Origin of the sequence: Prevotella sp. CAG:592 (assembly GCF_000436015.1) — a bacterium.
Classification (GTDB): Bacteria; Bacteroidota; Bacteroidia; order Bacteroidales; family Bacteroidaceae; genus Prevotella; species Prevotella pectinovora.
The window spans coordinates 10264-14949 of the sequence record NZ_FR892519.1 but is presented as its reverse complement, the minus strand read 5'-3'; the positions used below and the strand labels follow the sequence as shown (position 1 = coordinate 14949).

Genomic DNA, 4686 nt, shown 5'->3' with positions numbered 1-4686 from the left:
GCACTAAATTAATTCCGCCAACAGGTAGGTATTAGTCTTTTTTACCCAAATCGGTCATTGGGGATTGATTGGATTCAGACTTTAAAATGGGTAATAAACAAATACGATAAGGAAACATCAAATATAACTAAATGAACAACAGAATTCTACTTTTTGCCGTAGCCGCTTCATTGGGCTGCGTAAATGCCGTGGCAAGTAATGTATATGATGGAACGGATGGCGACAACGACATTCGCAAGTCAATAGACCTCAACCCGGTGGTGGTAACAGGAAATGGTCACCATCAGCTGCTGAAGTCCACCACTACACCCGTGCATGTGCTTTCGCAGAAAGCAATCAAGGAAACAGGAGCGACAGACTTCCAGGATGTGCTGACAAAGCTCATGCCCCAGGTGTCGTTCACCCCTAACGCCATGGGTTCATAAATCTGAACACCACCCATACCTTCACGGTGGGCAGGATGTTCAAGCTCGTTCCAAGCATCGGCATCGACAATATCTTCGACAAGACCGACCATCGCATCGACACTCCTTCGCAGAAAGTTGCCCTCTATTCACCGGGCAGAATGCTTGTAGTAGGACTAAAGGTGAATTTCGCAAAATAAAACAGACATTTTTACGTTATGCTAAGGAGAGTGGCAGAATCATCATGTTTTGGTTCTCTGCTCTCCTTGTGCTATTTTGATAAAAGAACATCTATGACAAAGAAAATACTTCTGAAAATCCATCTGTGGCTCTCATTGCCCTTGGGCGTTATCATAATGCTTATCTGCCTGTCGGGAGCCACCCTCGTGTTCAAGAATGAGATAAGGAATGCTCTCGGAATGCCAAGAGTCGTTGCTCCGCACGCCAAGGGCGACAAAGGAGGAAAAACAGACAATGCCATAAAGGGAAAAGGCGCAAAAGGCGCGACTGCTTCTTTCCGAAAGGAAAAGGCAGCAGCTCCCCACCAATGTTCTCCCGACGGATGCGACAAGTGTTCTTCGAGAGAAAAATGCCATCCGTCACCTTCTGCAAAGGATGACGTCATTGGTAAGGGCGCACCGGCATCCAAGAAAGAATCTTCTGTAGAGGATAAGTCTGCGGCAAAGGGCAAGGACGCATTGAAGACCAAGTCTCCTGCCAAGGATGCACCATACGGTACTACTACAAAGAGAGACTTCTTCTCCTATGTCACCAAATTCCACACCGGACTCATGATGGGACCGGTGGGCAAGATTATTGTCACCTACACCACATTGTTGTTTGTCTTTATACTAATAAGCGGAATATTCGTATTCCTGCCCCAAAACGGCAAGCAGCTGTGTCAGCGCTTCAAGGTGGAGTGGGGCAAGGGAGGCAAGCGCCGCCTCTTCGACCTTCATGTCAGTCTTGGCTGGTGGACACTCCTTTGGCTGATGTTTCTCGCCGTAACAGGCTTGGGCTTCGGTCTGAAACTTGTGCCGAAGGGATCGGAGATGATGCAGGTCTTCCATCAACTCCACATCGGTTCGTGGGGAGGAATGATAACGAAGATCATCACTTTCGTGGTCAGTCTCATCGGAGCTTCGCTGCCTGTGACAGGTTACCTGCTTTATTTCCGCCGCAAGCGGAAATAGGATGAGAATACGGAACAAATACTAAGGGAAAGGGGCTCCTTTGCCCCTTTGCACACTATCCGGCCTTTTACATATATCGGCAATTATGGATTGTTGGAATTGATAATTTGGGCGTAAACGTTTACGTCGATAAATTGCCTTACATTGGAATAGGATTGTCTGTATTTTACTATATTTGCAATGCTGATCATACATCTTGGAGTGACAAGATGAAAGAAAACAATATATACAGTAATCTACTAACATTAATACTTATTCTATGAAACAATTATGGGCTCTTGTAGCCACGGTAATGTCTTGTGCCACACTTTCGGCTCAAGATGTAGAATCAGACAATCGGTCGTGGTCGTTTACCTCTGTCTCGCAGACTGATGTCGGTTTGATTTCCGGTGATGCAAACTGGAAGAAAGATTCAAAGAGTCGTTATTGCTATGTTCTCGCCATGGACAATGCGCCAGTGAAGGCCAACGATACGGAACTTGATGTAGCTAAGGGATTGACTTTCACGATTACTGCCAATGACAATGGTAATTTGAGACTTGGCGGCAGCACCGGTGCGTTGTGGCTCGGCGATGCGTCTTCGCTCGTAATTCCCAACCGCAAGGCGGGAGAGATGGTGAAGATAGAATACTGCACTTCTAACAAGTCGTCAACCCGTTCGCTTGCTCTTGTCAATCTTGAAGGCACGTTCCCTGCCTCTACAGGAAAAGAACATCAGCAGGGCAGCGGTAAGATAGTTGCTGATGGCGACGTAGTGGTAGGCATCACAGGAGGAATGTATATCTATAGCCTTGCCGTCGGCGATGAGGAAACCATAGGAGGAGGCGGTGGTACATCGCCCGACAACCCCGACAATCCGAACGACCAGACACCCGGTCTCGACTATATGACGGGAGATGCACCCATAGCAACGGCAAAGTTGGGATCAGGACCAAAGATCTATGTCTCACCGACGGGAAGCGACGCCAACGACGGACTGACACCGGAGACGGCACTTGCCAGCATTCAGCTTGCCATAGACAAAGCTGTGGATCCAGGAACAACAATCTGTCTCGCAGCCGGAGAATACCGTCCTACGGCACGCATAAACATCAACGACCGCAATGGTACGGCAGACAACTACAATTCGCTGGTCTGCCTCGACGGACGCGCCGTGATTAACTGCGACCATCCGTACCATTCGCATAGCGACAACCCATACCAGGGAATACGCCTCACCTCGTCTTACTGGCATTTCTATCATGTTGACGTGACAAACGCCAGTGACAACGGACTGCTCATCGAGCGCAACAAACCGACCGGCGGTTCGTCAACAGACATCCAGAACAGGACACAGGATGCCCACGACAACATCATTGAAGATTGCAAATTCTATAGAAACGGTGATACGGGCGTTCAGATAAAGAATCTCGGAGCCTATAACTATATCCTCAACTGCGACGCTTTTGAAAACAAGGACGAGGGAGATGGTGATGCCGACGGTTTCGCACCGAAGATTTCCGTGGGAACAGGAAATTATTTCTATGGCTGCCGTGCATACAACAATTCAGACGACGGCTACGACGTTTTCTTCAAGAAAAGTGGAGGCTTCAAGGACAATGTCACGATAGTGTTTGAAAACTGCCTCGCATACGAAAACGCCATCATCAACGGTGCCCTGACCCAGGGCAACGGCAACGGATTCAAGTGTGGCTCAGACCAGGGTGCGATGAACGTGGTTTTGAACCGCTGCATCGCAGTAAACAATGTGAACAAGGGATTCGACCAGAACCATAACTCAGGCGACATCATCATGAACAACTGTACGGGCTATGCTCTGAAAAGCGTAGACGGTCTTACGCTCAAGAAATCATATTCGTATAGAGCCTATGAGGATATAGCGGCAGGTCATGAGCTGGTGGCAACAAACTGTATATCCATCAACGACAACCTGAAGACGGACACACATCATGAAGACCCTACTAAGCTTGGCGAGAAAAGCACGAAATATGGAAGAACCCAGATTTCTGTCGGCACCCTCGTTACGACAGACCTTAGTGTTGATCCGTCGAATGTGGTAAACGAAGACAATTATGCAGAACTTATTGCCGATCGTGACGCCAATGGCGATTTGCAGTGGGACAACATCACTTGGGCACATCCCGTGGAAGGCAATGCCCTGCTCGTGGACAAGGGCACCGTGGTAGACGAAAATACAAAATATGCTTCACAAAACGTCAGAATTCCGGCAATACGCTATGCTGGCGCCGCACCAGACCTCGGTGCTTTTGAACTTGGCTTGAAGAGCAAATCTGTAGCATTCGGTTCCGCCACCAACGGCATTGGCTATATTCAGAACAGCGAGAGCAACGGCAAGAAGGTGCGTCTCGTTCAGGCTTTCAACGGTCAGGTGATAGTAAGTGTTGACGGTGCACAGGCAAAAGACCAATTCGTCATCAGCGCTTACGATGCCGACGGGATGCTCCTGGGCAAACACGACTTCAACGGTACCAACACAAGCATTTATCTACCAAAGTCAAATGGTATGATAATACTGAAAGTCAATGGCAAGAACCTGAAAGAAAGTCTGAAGGTCGTGGTAAAATAACAAGTAAGAAAATGTAAATGTCTATATAAATATCCTGTTCGTTGTTTTTTTTACAATGAATGGGATGTTTTTTTTTAGCTTTATTTGTAAATATCCAATAAATGAGTTAACTTTGCCATAATAAACAAACTAATCTATATCAAAGCATGAACAATTTTCTAAGGACATTGACGTTTTGCGTCATTGCCTTGTTGTCTGCCGTATCGGTTAAGGCACAGGGTGACGTGACTGCAAAATGGGACTTCAAGAACGACCTGCCGGCAGGCATCCAGGAAACTACGAACTATCAGAAGACCACAGTTGACATTCCTTCCACAGTTGAAGGCGTGTCGATGCATGTAGATGCCACCAACGGCAAACTCTATTGTATCGGCAGAAACAACGCACAGTTCAACAGTGGCACGATTCTGCAGGTGCCGGTAAAGTCAACCCGCGACATCGTAGTAGTGGAGAACTATCCCAATTATCGTGGTTACACCGTTGGCGGTGTGGCAGCAACAGC

At 47.6% G+C, this 4686-nt stretch carries 5 protein-coding genes; all 5 read left to right on the top strand.

Translation table 11 applies throughout. The features are described 5' to 3' along the window. Positions 1-131 precede the first annotated feature (131 nt). The gene (locus QVO99_RS02490; protein ID WP_022316014.1) at positions 132-425 is read left to right on the top strand and encodes a TonB-dependent receptor plug domain-containing protein; all 294 of its coding nucleotides are present in this window, start codon (positions 132-134) and stop codon (positions 423-425) included. Between the two features lie 35 nt (positions 426-460). After that, positions 461-604: a hypothetical protein gene (locus QVO99_RS02485; RefSeq protein WP_288176886.1), complete on the top strand. Its 144-nt coding sequence runs from the start codon at positions 461-463 to the stop codon at positions 602-604. A 93-nt stretch (positions 605-697) separates the two neighbouring features. Then, positions 698-1597, top strand: a complete 900-nt coding sequence (locus tag QVO99_RS02480) for a PepSY-associated TM helix domain-containing protein (protein WP_022316013.1) — start codon at positions 698-700, stop codon at positions 1595-1597. Positions 1598-1856: 259 nt separating this feature from the next. Beyond that, complete coding sequence (locus QVO99_RS02475; RefSeq protein WP_022316012.1) at positions 1857-4184, top strand: right-handed parallel beta-helix repeat-containing protein; 2328 nt, start codon at positions 1857-1859, stop codon at positions 4182-4184. A 146-nt stretch (positions 4185-4330) separates the two neighbouring features. Continuing rightward, on the top strand, positions 4331-4686 hold a 356-nt coding region (locus tag QVO99_RS02470), incomplete at its 3' end, for a hypothetical protein (RefSeq protein ID WP_288176885.1).